Source organism: Reyranella sp. (assembly GCF_965279625.1).
GTDB lineage: Bacteria > Pseudomonadota > Alphaproteobacteria > Reyranellales > Reyranellaceae > Reyranella.
Genome location: NZ_OZ257251.1, coordinates 1,504,471 through 1,519,893, shown reverse-complemented (window position 1 = coordinate 1,519,893; position 15,423 = coordinate 1,504,471). Strand labels below are relative to the sequence as shown.

Below are 15,423 nucleotides of genomic sequence, written 5' to 3'. Positions count from 1 at the left end.
AAGGGTCCTTCGCTGCGCTCGGGATGACATCGTTGAGGGCCATGGTGCCGTGCGCCGCCGCCGACAAAATTGTCATCCTGAGCGCAGCGAAGGGCCTTTCGCTTTGGCCCAAATCACGGCCCAGCGCATGAAGGGCGTCGGCCGACACCTCACCTCATGGTCTGCGCTGATCGCCCTCACTGTGCCGGTGACGGCGCTGATGTTGTGGCTGCACGCGCCGGCGGCGCTGATGCTGGGACCGCTGCTCGCCGGCGTCGCCTTCGCCTCGTGGGGCGGCAAGGTGACCTATCCGGTGCCGGTCTTCGCGGTCGCGCAGGGCATCGTCGGCAGCATGATCGCCAGGATGGTGCCGCTCACGATCGTCGGCGACATCCTCGGGCACTGGGCGCTGTTCACGGTCGGCGTCGTCTCGGTGGTTGCCGCCAGCACCTGGGTAGGCTGGCAGATGACGCGCTGGCAAATGCTGCCCGGCACGACGGCGCTATGGGGCGTGAGCCCCGGCGCCGCCTCGGTGATGACCTACATGGCGGAGGCCTATGGCGCGGACATGCGCATGGTGGCCTTCATGCAGTATCTGCGCGTCGTCATGGTGGCGGCCGTCGCGGCCGGCGTGGCGCGTTACTTCGGTGGAGCCTCCCAGCACGCGCCGGACGCGATCGTGTGGTTCCCCGAGGTGGCCTGGGTGCCGCTGCTCGAGACCCTGGCGCTGGCCGGCGTGGGCTCATGGCTGGCGCGGCGGCTCAGCATCCCCGCCGGGGCCTTCCTGGTGCCGCTGGTCGGCGGCATCGTGCTCACGCATATGGGCTGGCTGCGGCTCGAACTGCCGACCTGGCTGCTCGCCGGCTGCTACGCGCTGGTTGGCTGGAATGTCGGCCTGCGCTTCACGCGTGCCCTGCTGGTCCACGTGCTGCGCCAGCTTCCCGGCATCCTGCTGTGCATCTTCGCCATGCTGGCGATGTGCGGCGCGGTCGCGGCCTTCATGGTGTTCGCCGCCGGCATCGACCCGCTGACCGCCTACCTCGCCACCAGCCCCGGCGGCGCGGATTCGATCGCCATCATCGCGGCCTCGACCGACGTCGACGTCTCGTTCGTGATGGCCATGCAGACGGTCCGTCTGCTCGTCGTGCTGTTCGCCGCGCCTTATATCACCAAGGTCATCGCCGACCGGATCGGCAACCTCGGCAAGGGCTGACGACTTCAATTCTGCCGGCTGCGTCCGACCTCGACGACCCGGCCATCCGTCATCAGGACCACGAGGCTCGTTGATTCGATTCCAGGGTCGACCGCCAGCATCGGGCGTTCGGCGTCGCGCAGTGCGTTCCAGGAGGTCCGGTCGAAAGGCTCGGCAACGATCGTCGTGAAGTCGCCCTTGGTGATCTCGCGCTCGGCCAGGCCCTCCGGCCATTCCGGCAGTTTCCCGGTCGTCTCACCCGTCATCGTCTCGATGCCGCCCAGCGCCTTCTTCATGTCCGCCCGCGTCCTGACATCGGAATGATAGATCTCGACGATGAAGCCCGGCGTGGCGGCGCTGTAGAGCGGGCGGCCGTCCGGCGCCCGGATCACGAGTGCGGTCGCGGCATTGGTGCAGTCGGTGCCATCGGAAAAGACATCGATGAGATAGCCGCGTCCCGCCGCCGTCCATGGCAGCGTGTCTGATAGGCTGCAGTCGCCCTTCGTGGGCCCCGCCGCGATCAGGGCTGCACGATTTGTCGGCTTCTGCGGCATCGCCTGCGCCCGCAACCACGCGCCAAGCGCTGCGGGCAGAGCCTTCGTCATCGCTGCCTCATCGCCCGCCTTGGCAAGCGCGGGAACATTCGCGACCGGAACGATCTCCAGTGCAATGGGGGCATTGCCCGGCATGACCTTGTCCGGTGCCTCATCGAACTTCGGCTCACCTCCCGGACGGCGCGCGACGAACAACACGACTGCGTTCGCGCAGCTCGGTCCGCGCACGACGGCGTCGCCGGAATAGCCGGGGCCGGCGGTCTCCCAAGGAAGGCTCAAGCGAGCGTCGCATTCGGCGGCCTGGGCGATACCGGCGGAGAGCAGGGAGCACGCGAGGACAGCAATGAGTCGGTGGATCATCGTCGGAATGCACCGTGTGCCTGATGTGGCTCCCGGGACGGGGCGATACGGTCCGTCACGTGTTGGCCGCCCGATGAACCGTCTTGGCGCGGGTTGCCAGAAGCTTGTCGATGCGGCGGCCGTCCATGTCGAGGACCTCGAAGCGCCAGCCGCCGACGACGACGGAATCGCCCTCCTTGGGCAGGCGGCGCATGGCGGCCAGCACCATGCCGGCGACGGTGTGGAAGTCGGCCGTGCGTTTGATGGGGATGCCCAGGAGTTCGATGAGCTCGTCGGCCGGCATGCTGCCCGCCACCAGCCACGACCCGTCGTCGCGTTCAGTCGCCTCGGGCTCGGCCGGGCCTTCGTCGGTCTGGAAGGCGCCGACGATGGCTTCCAGGATGTCGGCGGTCGTGACGATGCCCAGCAGCTCGCCATACTCGTCCTGCACCAGCACCATGTGAGCGGGCGAATTCTTCAGCGTGTCGAGCACGTCGAACCCGTCCATCGTGTCGGGGACGATGGGCGCGGGCCTGACGAGGGCGCGCGGATCGGCGGCGCCGTCGCGGATGAAGGCATCGAGCAGGTCGTTCTTGCGCACGACGCCGGCGGCGTGATTCGCGGCCGGGTCCCAGGCCAGCAGGCGGGAGTGGACGCTCGACTGGACGGTCTGCAGCAGGGCCTGCGGCTCGAGCGACAGATCGACGATGTCGAGATCGTGTCGCGGCGTCATGATGGCCCGGGCGGGCCGGTCGCCGAGGCGCATGACGGCGCTGATCATGCCGCGCTCGCGCGGCTCGATGGCGCCCGAGGATTCGCCGTCGGCGATCAGCGCCTTGATCTCCTCGGCCGTTACGGGGGAGTCGCCGCTCTGCCGTCCGCCCAGCAGACGCAGGATCGCCTTGCCCGAGATGTCGAGCAGCCACACGACCGGGGCGGAAATGCGCGCCAGCATCGCCATGCCGGGCGCTACCGCCGCGGCGACGGCCTCGGCGTTGCGCAGCGCGATCTGCTTCGGCACCAGCTCGCCGACGATCAGCGACAGATAGGTGATGAGTGCGACCACGCCGCCATAGGCCAGCGGTTCGGCGAAGCGCAGGGGCATGCCCGTGTCGACCAGCACCGTCGTCAGACGGCCGCCTAGCGTGGCGCCGGAGAAAGCGCCGGCCAGGATGCCGACCAGGGTGATGCCGATCTGTACCGTCGAGAGGAAGCGGCCGGGGTCGTCGGCCAGCCGCAGCGCCGCGGTCGCGCCGCGCGAGCCGCCCTCGGCCATGGCCTTCAGCCGGCCCCGGCGCGCCGAGACGACCGCCAGTTCCGACATTGCGAGGACACCGTTGATGAGGATGAGGACGAGGGCGATCAGCAGCTCGATATAGACCATCAATTCAGTCTATCTGCGATTCGCGCCGGAACGAAGGCGAGGCCGGGCGTGGGTTTTGCAAGCGAGTGTGCGGGAAATCGCCCCAAAACCCCTCATTCGAAATCGTGTACCTTCGTTCCATGACCGCATTGCATGACATGACCGCCGGCGAGTTGCTCGCCGCTTACAAATCCAAGTCGCTGTCGCCCGTCGAGGCCACCGACGCCGTGATCGCCCGCATCGAGGCGTGGGAGCCGAAGCTGAAGGCGCTGTATGCGCCGGACTTCGAGGGCGCGCGCAAGGCTGCGAGGGCCTCCGAGGCGCGCTGGCAGAAGGGAGCGCCGCAGGGCGCGCTCGACGGCGTGCCGATCACCATCAAGGAGAACATTGCGACCAAGGGCGTGCCGATGCCGCTCGGCACGGCGGCGACCGAGCTGGTGCCGGCCGCCGCCGACGCGCCCGCCTCGGCGCGCGTGCGCGAGGCGGGGGCGGTCATCCTCTCCAAGACCACGATGCCCGACTACGGCATGCTGTCCTCGGGCCGCAGCTCCTTTCATCCGCTGACGCGCAACCCGTGGAACCTCGCCTGGAATCCCGGCGGCTCCAGCGCCGGCGCGGGCGCCGCCGCGGCGGCGGGTTACGGCCCGCTGCACCTTGGCACCGACATCGGCGGGTCGGTCCGCCTGCCAGCGAGCTGGAACGGCATCTTCACCCTGAAGCCCAGCCTCGGCAGGATCGCCGTCGATCCGCCGTTCTTCGGCCGCGCCATCGGGCCGATGACGCGCAGCGTCGCGGACTCCTGCCTGCTGATGGCCGAACTTTCCAAGCCCGACTGGCGCGACCACATGAACCTGCCGCCGGTCGACATCGATTTTGGCGCCGGGCCGCTCGAACCGAAGGGCCTCAGGATCGGGCTGCACATGGACGCGGGCTGCGGCATGCCTGTCGAGCCGGAAACCAAGGCAGCGATCGAGGCTGCGGCGAAACTGTTCGCGGCGGCCGGTGCGCATGTCGAACCCGTCGCGCCGTTCATGACCCCCGCCATGCTCGACCTCCAGGACATCTTCTGGCGGGTGCGGAGCTGGGTCGATTTCTCGGCGCTGAGCCATGCGCGCCAGGCGAAAGTGCTGCCCTTCATCGCCGACTGGTGCCGCGCCGGCGCCGATGTTTCGGGGCCGACGGTGATCCGGGGCGTGAACAACTACATGGCCATCCGCGCCGCCACCGTGAAGGCGACGCAGCCGTTCGACTACGTGCTGTCGCCGACCTCGCCGGTGCCCACCTTCCCGGCCGAATGGGAGATGCCCTCCAACGACGTGAACCGGGCGATGGACCACATTGGCTTCACCATGCCCTACAACATGAGCGAACAGCCGGCCGCCTCGATCAACTGTGCCTACACAACGCAAGGCAAGCCGATCGGCCTCCAGATCTCGGGCCGCCGCTTCGACGATTCCGGCGTGATGCGGCTGTCGCGCTGGTTCGAGACGGTGCGCGGCGAGCAGAAGAAGTGGCCGGAGCCGCCGAAATAAGGCGCACGCCCTGATGGAGTACGACGTCATCGTGGTGGGCTCGGGCGCTGCCGGCCTGTCGGCCGCGCTGGCGGCCGCGCACGACGGCGCCCGCGTGATCGTGCTCGAGAAGTCCCGCTGGCTCGGCGGCACGACGGCGATGTCGGGCGCGGGTACCTGGGTGCCGTGCAACCATCACATGAGGGCGGCCGGCATCGAGGACTCGCCCGAGGAGACGATGCGCTACATCAAGGGCGCGGCGCCGGCCGGCTGGGAGGAGAGCGAGCAGGAGCTGTGGCAGGTGCTGGCCGAGCAATCGGCGCCGATGCTGCGCTTCCTGGAAGACGAGACGCCGCTCCGCTTCGAGCTGGTCAACCATCCCGACCCCTATGCCGATTTGCCGGGCGGCAGGCCGTTCGGCCGCATGGTCTCGACCACGCCCCTCAGCAAGTTCCTTCTCGGCCGCTGGTGGAACCGGGTGCGGGCTTCGGTGAAGACGCAGCTCTTCACCTATCGCGAGCTGGTCGACGGCGTCCTCAAGAACCCGGTGCGGGGGGCGCTCGGCATGGCGCCGACCCTGCTCTGGCGACTGCTGACGGCGCGGGTCGGGGCGGGCAATGCGCTGGTGATCGGACTGGTGCGGGGCTGTCTCGACAAAGGGTGCCGCATCGAACTCGAAGCACCGGTCCATCGGCTGCTGATGGACGGCGATGCGGTGGCAGGCGTCGAGGCCACGGTCGGCGGCGAGCGCCGCACCATCCGGGCCGCGCGCGGTGTCGTGCTGGCGACCGGCGGCTTCGACTGGAACCGCGACCTCATGGCCAAGTATTTCCCCGGCATCGATCTCACCGGCGCGCCCGACACCAACACCGGCGACGGCCAGGTGATGGCGGCCGAGGTCGGCGCCGAACTCGCGCACATGGACCAGGCGCTGATCTCGCCCGCGACCTTTACAACCTACGAAGGCCGCCGCCACGCCCAGCCGCTGCTGGAGACTTACGCCCCGCACGTGATCCTGGTGAACCGCGACGCGAAGCGCTTCGTCAGCGAAGGCAGTCCGGCGCTCGGTGTCGCGATCGACGAGCGCGGTCCCGACGGACGTCACCAGCATCTGCCGGCCTGGCGGATCTTCGACGCGCGTTACGCCGGGGCGATGACGCTCTCCATGCACTTCGGCTCGAAGGAGAAGGGGTTCATTCGCAAGGCCGACACGATCGAGGCGCTGGCCGCCCAGATCGGCCTCGATCCGGCGGCGCTGCGCGCCACGGTCGACCGCTTCAACGGCTGGTCGAAGGAAGGCGTCGATCGCGATTTCCATCGCGGCGAGACGGTGTGGGAGCGCTTCTATACCAAGAACCGCGCGCTCGGCACGGTCGAGCAGGGGCCGTTCTATGCCGCGCCCTTCCTCTATGTGAGCCTCGGCACCAAGGGGGGCCCGCGCACCGACCGGTACTGTCGCGTGCTGCGGCCGGACCGCAGCGTGATCGGCGGGCTCTATTGCGCGGGGATCGCGATGGCGAGTCCGATCGGCACCAAGTCGGTCGGTGCCGGCACGACGATCGGGCCCTGCCTCACCTTCGGCTACGTTGCCGGCCGCGCGATCGCGAAGCGCAATGTCTGATCGGCCGCCCCGTGGTCCGCTGGGCATCCTGATGCTCGACACGCGGTTTCCGCGGATCGTGGGGGATGTCGGCAATGCGGCGTCCTACGACTTCCCAGTGATCTTCCGGACGATGGAGGGGATCGGGTCTGCCGACGCGGTGGCGGCGCATCCCGATCGGCCGCGCGTGCTGGCTGCGTTGAAGGCGAATGCCGAAGCGTTGGCCGCCGAAGGCGCGGTCGGGCTTGGCACGAGCTGCGGATTCCTGGCGCTGTATCAGGACGATCTCGCCGCGGTGTCGCCGGTGCCGGTGGCGACCTCGGCGCTGCTCCACATCAGGGGCATGAAGGATCGCAAGGTCGGCGTGATCACCGCCTCGGCGAAGAACCTGACGCCGGCGCATTTCGCCGCGGTGGGCGCGCCCGCGGATACGCCCGTGGTCGGACTGCCCGAGGAGAGTTCCTTTGCCGGCACCTTCCTACGCAACGGGCTGACGCTCGATCGTGAGGCGGTCGAGCACGAGGTCGTCGCGGCCGGGCTGGAACTGGTGGCGGAGCATCCGGCGGTCGACACGGTGGTGCTCGAATGCACCAACCTGCCGCCCTACAAGCCGGCGCTCGAGAAGGCGCTGGGCCTTCCCGTTTTCGACGTGCTCGATTTGCTGAAGGACTTCTACGTCAGCCTGGAAAGGCGAGCTTCGGCAGGACCATGACGGACCACGGCCAGATCGTGATGATGGCGACGGCCGCGACCAGCAGGAAGAAGAAGGGCAGCGAGGCCTTGGCCACGTACATGCTGTCCTTGCCGCTCATGGCCTGCAGCACGAACAGGTTGAAGCCGACCGGCGGCGAGACTTCCGCCATCTCGATCACCAGCACCATGAAGATGCCGAACCAGACGAGGTCGAAGCCCGCGGCCTTGATCATCGGCAGCACGATCGAGGTGGTGAGCAGGATCATCGAGATGCCGTCGAGCGCGGTGCCCAGTACGATGTACATCAGCGTCAGCACCGCGATCAGCATGAAGGGGCTGAGGCCCAGGCTGTTGACCCAGGCGGCGAGCGCCAGCGGCACGCCGGTGTAGCCCATGGCCACCGCCATGAAAGAGGCACCGGCCAGGATCAGCATGATCATGCAGGTGAGGCGCACCGTGCCCATGACGCTGTCCCAGAACGACTTCCAGGTGAGCATGCGCGACCAGATCGAGATGGCCAGCGAGCCCATGACGCCCCAGGCGGCGCACTCGGTCGCCGTCGCCCAGCCGAAGATCAGCGAGGCGAAGACCAGCAGGATCAGGAGCGTGCAGGGGATGAGGTTGGCCGATTCCTTCAGCCGCTCGCGGAAGGTGAGGTGCTTGAGGTCGTCGGGCGGCGTCTTGTCGGGATTGCGGAGCGACCACCAGATGATATAGCCCGAATAGAGCGCCATCACGATCAGGCCGGGTATGAAGCCCGCGAGAAAGACCTGGATGATCGAGACTTCGGCGGCCACGGCATAGACGACCATGGTGATCGAGGGCGGGATCAGGATGCCCAGCGTGCCGGCGCCGGCCAGCGAGCCCAGGCTCATCTCCTCGTCATAGCCGCGCTTCTTGAGCTCGGGCAGCGCGATCTTGGCAATGGTGGCGCAGGTCGCGGCTGACGAGCCCGAGACCGAGCCGAAGATGCCGCAGCCCAGCACGTTCACGTGCATCAGCCGGCCCGGCAGCCAGCCGACCCAGGGCGCGAGGCCGCGGAACATCTCCTCGGAGAGTTTCGTGCGGAACAGGATCTCGCCCATCCAGATGAAGAGCGGCAGGGCGGCCAGGGTCCAGGAATTGGCGCCGCCCCAGGTGGTGGTGGCGAGGATCTGGCCCGCCGTCATCTTCCCGGCCAGCAGCAGCGAGACCCAGCCGCAGGCCATCAGCGACATGGCGATCCACACGCCCGCGCCCAGCAGCAGGGCGAGCACGCCCAGCAGCAGAAGGCCCATCTCCAGCAGGTCCATGGTCAGACTCCGCTCTCGGCGGCGCGCTCGATGATCTCGTCCGCGGTCTTGGGCGGATCGCGCATGTAGCAGGGCTTGTTGCCCATGAGCACGCGCACGAACTCGTCGACGAAGGCGACCAGCAGGAGGACCACGCCGACGGCGAGCGCCGATTGCGGGATCCAGATCGGGATCGCGATCACGCCCTGGGCAAACTCATTGAAGCGCCAGGAATCGTAGACCATCTTCGAAAGGAACCAGGCGAACAGCGCGAGGAACATGCCGCCGGTGAACAGCGCGACCAGCTCGACGAGGCGCCGCCGCGAGCCCTCGAAGCGGTCGACCAGCAGGGTGACGCGGATGAGGTCGCCCTGCTTGAAAGTATGCGCGAGACCCAGGAAGCACAGGGCGGCACAGAGCCATCCGGATATCTCGTCGCCGCCCTTCAGGTTGATGCCGAACTCGCGGCCGACCGACATCAGCATCATGACGACGCAGAGGGCGACCAGCATCAGCCCGGCGAGAGCGCCACAGACCCAGTAGAGAACGTCGAGAAAGCGGCGCAAAGTTCGCTCACTGCTTCTTGTAGGCATCGACCAGCTGCTGGCCCTCGGCGCCGGCCTTGGCCAGCCAGTCCTTGGTGAGCTGATCGCCGAACTTCTTGAGGTCGGTCATGAGCTGCGGCGAGGGCTCGAGCGTCTTCATGCCCTTGGCCTTGAGCTGGTCGGTGTACCAGTTGGTCTTCTCCTCGCAGAGCTTCCAGCCGCGCAGTTCGGCCTCGGCCGCCGCCTTGAGCAGGGCCTCCTGCTGGGCCTTGTCGAGCTTTCCGAAGGCCTCCTTGTTCACGAAGATCATGTTCTTCGGCAGCCAGGCCTTGGTGTCGTAGAAATGGTCGAGCGACTCCCACACCTTGCTGTCGTAGCCGGTCGAGCCCGAGGAGATGAACGCGTTGGCGACGCCGGTCGCCAGCGCCTGGGGCAGGTCGGCGGCCTGGATGGTGACGGGCACCATGCCGGCCAGCTCGGCCAGCCGCGTCGTGCCGACATTGTAGGCACGGAACTTCAGGCCCTTGAGGTCGGCGGCCGAGTTCACGTCCTTCTTGGTGTAGAGGCCCTGCGGCGGCCACGGCACGGCGAACAGCAGCATCATGCCCTGTGCCTCGAGCTTCTTCTCGAGCAGCGGCTTCTGCGCCTTCCACAGCTTCATCGCCTCGGGATAGGAGGAGGCGAGGAACGGCACCACGTCGGCGCCGAACAGCGCATTCTCGTTCTCGAGGTTCGACATCAGCAGCTCGCCGATCTGCGCCTGGCCCGACTGAACGGCGCGCTTGATCTCGGGCACCTTGAACAGCGAGGCGTTGGAATGGACCTGGATGGTGAGCTTGCCGTCGGTGGCCTTCTTCACATCATCTGCGAAGGTCTGGATGTTCTCGGTATGGTAGTTGGTGGCGGGATAGCCGGTCGGCATGTCCCACTTGGTCTGGGCGAAAACCGGTGTCGCGAGCAGCATCGCTGCCGATGCGAGAAGAAGTCTGCGCTTCATGGATTCAAGTCTCCCAAGGTTCTGTCCGACGGATCGTTACAACGGCCTCATCGGGCCAGCAAGCGTCGGTAGAGTGGCTGCAGCAGGGTGGGGATGATGTAGATCGGGAACTGCACCGCGGCGATGAACAGGAAGATATCGGGATCGGCCGTTGCCGGCAGAACCGCCATCAGGAGCGCGTTGTGCCGCCCACCCGAGCAGTAGCCCACAGTGAGAGCACTGCGCCGGTCGAGGAACGGCAAGGTCGCGATCGCCATCACCAGATTGCAAAGAAGCATCCCTCCGAATGAGCCTGCGATGAAGCCCGCAAGCTTCACCGGCTCGGCCGCGGCACGTGCGACCACGCCATCCATCAGCGGGATGGCGAAGATCATCAGCACCAGCACCGACACACCATCAAGAGTCGTGCCAGCCTCGACGATGCGCGTCCCCAGCCAGCGACGGATGACGAGCGCGCCGACCAGTGCGATGGCCACGATCATCGCCAGCCTCAGACTGAGGTCGAAGAGACCGATCTTGAGGTCGAAGCCCAGCAGCCAGAGCGCCAGCGGCGGCAGGGTGAAGGGCACCAGGAAGTTGGTGAACAGCGAGAGCAGGAGGGCCAGCGAGGCGTCGAGCCGCAGGAAGGTCGCCGTCGTCGCGGCCGAGATGATGCCCGGCGCCATGGCGCTGAGGCAGAGCGCCGTGACGAGGCTCGGCCACAGGCCCAGCCCCTGCCAGATCGGCCACACCACGAGCGGCACCGCGATCAGGTTGAGGATCGCCAGCAGCAGCGCGGGCCCCGGGCGGCGCAGCAGGGCGCGCAGTCGGCCCCAGTCCATGCGGGCCAGCGCCAGCATCAGCAGCACCACCACCAGGGGCAGCAGCAGCGGCCGCGCCGTCGCGGCGACGTCCTGGAACAGCAACCCCAGCAGCAGCGAGAAGGGCAGCAGCGTCGTAGCACGGCGCCCCATGCGCTGCAGGACCGATACAAGCGGATTCATTGAAGCCACCGTAGCACGTGCTAGCGTGCGGCCGATGAACACTCTGCCCGGCGTCTGGCTCGACGATCTCACCCGACAGGAAGCCCTGATCCGTTTCGGCGGTGACGCCGTCGCCGTGATCCCCGTCGTGTCCGCCGGCACTCCGGCGCCTCATCTGCCGCTCAAGACCGCGCCGCTGATTGCCCGCGCCCTCGGCCAGAAGCTGCTGGAGCGACTGCCGGCCGTCGTGGCGCCCGTCGTCGATGCCGATTCATTCTCGCGGCGGGACACGCTCGGGCAGGTTCTGGTCGATCGCCTGGACATGTTGAAGGCGATCGGCGCGCGCCGTATCGCGATCCTCGAAATGTCTCCTTCGCCGGGCGTGGTGCCGACCCTCCCCGCGGAGACGCTGGTGCTGCATGTCGGGGATTGGTTGGCCGCTGATGAATACCCGACCTCCTGTCTGATGGCCCTGGACCCACGAAGCGTGCGCATGCCGCTCCTGCCGGCCGGCTCGCGGGCACAGGCCTTCGCCGGCGAGCGCGCCATGGCTTTCGAAGTCGATGCCCTTGCCGATGCACTCCGTGCGAAGTGGCCTGATCTTGCTTGAGGTCCCCTGCCGAAGCAGGCGGCGGCGCGCGCGGTTATCGGCTATGGTCGGGGCTCAGGTGCTATCAGGAGTTTTCATGAAGTTGTTCGGACTGCCGGCCGTCGCCGCCGTCGCGCTCGTCTCGTCATTGTTTGCCGGCACCGCCGGTGCGCAGACGGCCATCCAGGCAGGCGAATGGGAGACGACCGAGACGACCACGATGGAGGGCATACAGCCGATGCCGCCCTCGTCGAAGAAGGTCTGCCTCACGGCGGAGAATGCGCAGCTCGAGCGCCTGCTGTTCCCGACGCCGGATGAGATCAAGCAACATGGTTGCAAGTACGAGACGGGCGCCAAGAAGGCCGGCGTGCTCGCTGCGACACTGACCTGCCCGCCGAACGACCAGATGCCTGGCGTGACGGCGAAGGCCGACATAACCTACACGCCGACGAGCTACCAGGGGGTTGGCCAGCTCGAGGCGGCCGACAAGTCCGGTACCACCGTGAAGGGCAAGAGCGAACTGAGCGGCAAGCGTCTCGGCGATTGCCCTAAGTAAGGCAGGCGTTCAGCATCCGGACGACGTCCGCGTCCGGCATTTGTTCGAGCGCCAGCAGGGCGGCATAGGGATCGCCCTCGAGGCCGAGCACCCGGGCGAAGGCGGGCTCGGTCTTCAGGCCCTCGCGACGGCACTGCATCACGGCAGCGCGCAGCCCGTGACCGCCCAATGCGAGAAGCCGGCGCTCGATCTCGAAGTGCCGCAAGCCCGGCTGCCCGGCGACCGGCCGCGGATCGCCGAACACCTCGACCGGCCAGCCGTCGAGGTGGAACGACGCCACGACGGGCCGGCCGTCGTTTGTCCATTGATGGATGGTGAAGCCGTCGAAAGGGCTGGCGAAGTCCCAGAGCGTCTTGGTGAAGGCTTCGGCGTCGGTCGCCTGGCAGATCACGTCGATGTCGCTTCCGGGCAGATCGAGACCCAGCGGCGGCGTGCCCGCCACATGCGGATCGAAACGCGCGAGAGCGGTGAGGAGGCCCGACCGGTCGAGGACGGTGAGGTAGTGGGGGCGGGGCATCCGCTCAGGCGAATGCCGGCATCACCTGCTCGCCGAAGCGGCGCATCGAGGCGAGGTTCTGGGCGTGGCTCATCGCGCCGAAGCCGGTCTGGCAGAGCAGGTGCTGCACCCCAACGTCGCGCAGCTCGGCGACCTGGTCACGCACCCGGTTGACGGAACCGTAGAGGCAGCCCGTGCGCAGCAGGAACGGCACGGCTTCTGAATCCGGCACCTTGGGATCGGTCCAGGCGTTGAGCGTCGCGGGCTCGGGCTCGAAGTCGGCGGGATTGTGCGCCTCGCGCACATGCATCATGTGGACGCGCGTCTCGACCAGCAGGGCGGCCAGCGCGTCTTCCGCCTCGGCATCGGACTCGCCCACATAGACGTTGCGCCAGAGGGCGCTCTGGGCCAGCAGCCGCGCCTTGGTTGCGGCATCGTGGCCGCCTTCGTCGATCCCCGTGGCATAGGTCGCCCAGCGCTCCTTGATGCGCTCGACGGGAAGGCGTGCGGTCAGGATCGGCATGCCGAGCCGGCCGCATTCCCGGAACGATCCCGGTGAGATCACGCTGCGCCACAGGGGCGGGCCTGGCTGCTGTACCGGCTTCGGCCGGATCGCCGGCACGTGCAGCTTGTGGAAGCGGCCCTCATAGTCGAGCGGCGATTCCGTCCAGGCGCGCTGCAGGATGTCGACCGTCTCTTCCATGCGCTCTCGGCTGTCGGTGCTGCGCAATCCGTGGCCGACGAATTCGTATTCGTTGTAGGCGGTGCCCTTGCCGATGCCGACGTCGATGCGGCCCTTGCTGAGATTGTCGAGCAGCGCCAGCTGGACGGCGAGGCGCACCGGATGATGAAAGGGTGTCTGCACCACGGCGAAGCCCAGCCGCACCTTGCTGGTCTTCATCGCCAGCGCCGCCGCGAACATCAGCGAGTCGCAGTACACGCTCTCGCCGGTGAAGTAATGCTCGGTCAGCCAGACGTCGCTGAAGCCCAGCCGCTCGGCCTCGCAGGCCTGCGCCACGATGTCGTCGATGCGTGCCCCGTCCTCGTCGGGTGAGGGCGACATTGCAAGGGTAAGCCAGCCAAACTGCATTCAACTCTCCGCGTGGTCCTTATAAGTCTATAGCACGCCGGTCTTGCTCGTATGGCGCCGTCGCGCGAGACGTACTAGAAAATGAGACGGTGCCGACTATCTTGAAAAACACCCTGCTTGCTTTGATTTCCATCGTGCTCTGTACAGTGGCGGCAGAGGGGATGGTGCGCTGGCTCGACGCCGAAGCGCCGAGCGACGCATTGAAATATCTGGGCGAGATTCCGCTCTCGGAGGGCGTTCAGCGAGCCTGGTTCGGTGAAGATCCGCCACCGCTTTCCAATCGCCATTGGCCGACGCAGGCAGCCGCTGACCTGATACGGCGGGTCGAGGCGAGCGGTGTGACGGAAGGCACGCGCCGGTCCGATATGTTCAAGGCATGGAACAGCGCCTTCGTCGGTCCCGATCCCTGCGCGCATCCCTATCTCAAGGACGCGCCGGGGCAGATCTACGTCTACGATCCGCCCGACGGCAGCCCCTGGCCGCGCTTTCGTTTCCTGCCCGACACGACGACACCGATCGGGCTGGTGACCAACGCCTACGGGTTTCGCGGACCGCCGGTGCCGGTTGCCCGCCAGCCGAAAACGATCCGCATCGCCTTTATCGGCGCCTCGACCACGGTGAGTTCGCATCACTTCCTCTATTCGTATCCCGAGCACGTCGGCTACTGGCTCAATCGCTGGGCCGCGGCGAAGAAGCTCGACCTCGGATTCGAGGTCCTGAATGCCGGACGCGAGAGCATCCGCTCGCCGGACATCGCGGCCATCGTGCGCAACGAGGTGGCGCCGCTCGCACCTGATCTCGTCGTCTATTACGAAGGTGCCAACCAGTTCGAGTTGAAGACGCTGGTGGCCGATCTTCCGCCGCGTCGCTCCGACTTGCCGATCATGGCGCGGCCGGCGCCGGGTCTGTTCGGGCAGGTGCTGGAGCATCTGGGCTACACCTTTGCGCTGGCCCGGCGCCTGCAGAATCTCATCGACCGATATGGCCCTCGCCCGACCGGCCTCGGCCCGGCGGGCGCCGGCACCGCCCCGGTTATGGACGGGCGCGAATGGCCCAAGCCCGACTACAAGCTGGTCTGGCCGAAGGGGCTCGACGAGAGCGATCCCGACCTGTTGCGCGACGACCTGCCGGTGAACCTGTCGAACATTCTGGCCGACCTCGCCCGCATCGATGCCACAGCGGAGAAGGCGGGGGCTGAACTGGCGATCGCCTCGTTCAAGTGGCTGGTGACGGACGGCATGGTGCTCGACCCGGTGCGCCATCGCCTCATTCTGGAGTATCTGAACTACGGCTACGCGCCTTTCCGCTACCGGGACCTGGAGCGTCTGGCGCTGTTTCAGAACCGCGTGCTGCAGAAGTACGCGCGGGAACACCGGATCGACTTCCTGGATGTTGCCCGGCTGATGCCCTCCGACCCCGACTTGTTCACCGATGCGATCCACGGCACGCCGGAAGGCGTGCGGTTGCGTGCCTGGATCATGCTGCAGCTCCTGGTGCCTGTGATCGATCGGCATCTGGCCGACGGCAGCTGGCCGAAGAAGAGCTTCCCTGCCGTTCCACCGCCGGCTCCCTACAAGCCGCGCGTGGTCACTTTTGATTGCAATGGGAAGGTGGGCTGAGGCTACGCGTTGGGAAGCTTGCAGTCTCAAAGAGATAACCCTAGCCTGATCCATCACTCGGGGGAGA

Annotated in this window: 15 protein-coding genes; 7 read left to right on the top strand and 8 right to left on the bottom strand. The window is 67.3% G+C overall.

Annotated features, from left to right (window positions below):
- Nucleotides 1-103: 103 nt before the first annotated feature.
- Nucleotides 104-1,192 (top strand): AbrB family transcriptional regulator, encoded by a 1,089-nt coding sequence (locus ACQY78_RS07420; protein WP_428684199.1) that lies wholly within the window; start codon nucleotides 104-106, stop codon nucleotides 1,190-1,192.
- A 5-nt stretch (nucleotides 1,193-1,197) separates the two neighbouring features.
- Here ACQY78_RS07420 and ACQY78_RS07415 read toward each other — a convergent pair whose 3' ends face one another.
- Nucleotides 1,198-2,004, bottom strand: coding sequence for a hypothetical protein (locus ACQY78_RS07415; protein ID WP_428684197.1), 807 nt, complete (start codon nucleotides 2,002-2,004; stop codon nucleotides 1,198-1,200).
- A 136-nt stretch (nucleotides 2,005-2,140) separates the two neighbouring features.
- A complete protein-coding gene (locus ACQY78_RS07410; RefSeq protein ID WP_428684195.1) occupies nucleotides 2,141-3,448 on the bottom strand; it encodes a hemolysin family protein in 1,308 nt (435 codons plus the stop codon).
- 119 nt (nucleotides 3,449-3,567) lie between these two features.
- Between ACQY78_RS07410 and ACQY78_RS07405 the strand changes: the two genes are divergently transcribed.
- Genes ACQY78_RS07405 through ACQY78_RS07395 form a run of 3 tightly spaced genes read left to right on the top strand, consistent with a single transcriptional unit; the run spans nucleotide 3,568 to nucleotide 7,250 of the window.
- On the top strand, nucleotides 3,568-4,959 hold the full coding sequence (locus tag ACQY78_RS07405) for an amidase (protein ID WP_428684193.1): 1,392 nt from the start codon (nucleotides 3,568-3,570) through the stop codon (nucleotides 4,957-4,959).
- 10 nt (nucleotides 4,960-4,969) lie between these two features.
- Nucleotides 4,970-6,559 (top strand): FAD-dependent oxidoreductase, encoded by a 1,590-nt coding sequence (locus ACQY78_RS07400; RefSeq protein ID WP_428686335.1) that lies wholly within the window; start codon nucleotides 4,970-4,972, stop codon nucleotides 6,557-6,559.
- A complete protein-coding gene (locus ACQY78_RS07395) occupies nucleotides 6,552-7,250 on the top strand; it encodes an aspartate/glutamate racemase family protein (RefSeq protein ID WP_428684191.1) in 699 nt (232 codons plus the stop codon). The genes ACQY78_RS07400 and ACQY78_RS07395 overlap by 8 nt, the downstream gene beginning before the upstream one ends.
- On the opposite strand, the gene ACQY78_RS07390 is transcribed toward ACQY78_RS07395, so the two are convergent.
- Genes ACQY78_RS07390 through ACQY78_RS07375 form a run of 4 tightly spaced genes read right to left on the bottom strand, consistent with a single transcriptional unit; the run spans nucleotide 7,216 to nucleotide 11,027 of the window.
- Nucleotides 7,216-8,523, bottom strand: a complete 1,308-nt coding sequence (locus ACQY78_RS07390) for a TRAP transporter large permease (protein ID WP_428684189.1) — start codon at nucleotides 8,521-8,523, stop codon at nucleotides 7,216-7,218. The two genes, ACQY78_RS07395 and ACQY78_RS07390, sit on opposite strands and share 35 nt — an antisense overlap.
- Before the next feature lie 2 nt (nucleotides 8,524-8,525).
- Entirely contained in the window at nucleotides 8,526-9,068 is a 543-nt protein-coding gene (locus tag ACQY78_RS07385; RefSeq protein WP_428684187.1) for a TRAP transporter small permease, read from the bottom strand.
- A gap of 7 nt (nucleotides 9,069-9,075) precedes the next feature.
- Nucleotides 9,076-10,044, bottom strand: a complete 969-nt coding sequence (locus ACQY78_RS07380) for a TRAP transporter substrate-binding protein (protein ID WP_428684185.1) — start codon at nucleotides 10,042-10,044, stop codon at nucleotides 9,076-9,078.
- A 47-nt stretch (nucleotides 10,045-10,091) separates the two neighbouring features.
- On the bottom strand, nucleotides 10,092-11,027 hold the full coding sequence (locus ACQY78_RS07375) for a hypothetical protein (protein WP_428684183.1): 936 nt from the start codon (nucleotides 11,025-11,027) through the stop codon (nucleotides 10,092-10,094).
- Nucleotides 11,028-11,061: 34 nt separating this feature from the next.
- On the opposite strand from ACQY78_RS07375, the gene ACQY78_RS07370 reads away from it, so the two are divergent.
- Together ACQY78_RS07370 and ACQY78_RS07365 are read left to right on the top strand one after the other, a co-directional pair.
- Nucleotides 11,062-11,616, top strand: a complete 555-nt coding sequence (locus ACQY78_RS07370; RefSeq protein WP_428684181.1) for a hypothetical protein — start codon at nucleotides 11,062-11,064, stop codon at nucleotides 11,614-11,616.
- Between the two features lie 76 nt (nucleotides 11,617-11,692).
- Nucleotides 11,693-12,151: a DUF3617 domain-containing protein gene (locus ACQY78_RS07365; RefSeq protein ID WP_428684179.1), complete on the top strand. Its 459-nt coding sequence runs from the start codon at nucleotides 11,693-11,695 to the stop codon at nucleotides 12,149-12,151.
- Here the strand turns inward: ACQY78_RS07365 and ACQY78_RS07360 are convergent.
- Nucleotides 12,144-12,668, bottom strand: a complete 525-nt coding sequence (locus tag ACQY78_RS07360; RefSeq protein WP_428684177.1) for a DUF4269 domain-containing protein — start codon at nucleotides 12,666-12,668, stop codon at nucleotides 12,144-12,146. The two genes, ACQY78_RS07365 and ACQY78_RS07360, sit on opposite strands and share 8 nt — an antisense overlap.
- 4 nt (nucleotides 12,669-12,672) lie before the next feature.
- Nucleotides 12,673-13,737, bottom strand: coding sequence for an LLM class flavin-dependent oxidoreductase (locus ACQY78_RS07355; protein ID WP_428684175.1), 1,065 nt, complete (start codon nucleotides 13,735-13,737; stop codon nucleotides 12,673-12,675).
- A 101-nt stretch (nucleotides 13,738-13,838) separates the two neighbouring features.
- On the opposite strand from ACQY78_RS07355, the gene ACQY78_RS07350 reads away from it, so the two are divergent.
- The gene (locus ACQY78_RS07350) at nucleotides 13,839-15,356 is read left to right on the top strand and encodes a hypothetical protein (protein WP_428684173.1); all 1,518 of its coding nucleotides are present in this window, start codon (nucleotides 13,839-13,841) and stop codon (nucleotides 15,354-15,356) included.
- Nucleotides 15,357-15,423: the final 67 nt, after the last annotated feature.